The 402-nt window shown below is 68.2% G+C and carries 1 pseudogene; it reads right to left on the reverse strand.

The window, feature by feature from the left end:
• Window positions 1-21: 21 nt before the first annotated feature.
• Window positions 22-402 (reverse strand): annotated as a pseudogene (locus AC0L3K_RS40760) (cell division protein FtsZ); the annotation flags it as partial.

Here is a 402-nt window from a genome sequence, read left to right on the forward strand (position 1 = left end):
TAACTCCCGTCCTGCGACCGTTCAGTTGGCGGCGCGGCGCAGGAAGGCCGGGATATCGAGAATAGCTTCATCGGGCGCATTGGGCGCAGCGGTGCGGCCGTAAGGATCGAGCAGCCGGTCGGCGGCGTGGCGCGCATAGTCCGGAGCCGCCCTTGACGGTTGCCCCACGGGCTGTCGCGCTTCGGAGCGGAGCGGCGGGCTTTCCACTTGCGGAAGGGGTGCACTGCGCTCGATGCGATCGGCGATGCGGCGGCCGTCGTTGCGCAGCCTGGCCGCGAGCTGGGCGATGGCGGTTTCCACCGGTTGCGCCTGAGACGCCGGGTCCAGATTATCGATTCCGGTCGCCACCACTGAGACGCGGACGATACCGTCGAGGCTATCGTCAAACGACGCGCCGACGAT

The organism is Bradyrhizobium sp. MI1.10 (assembly GCF_055811035.1).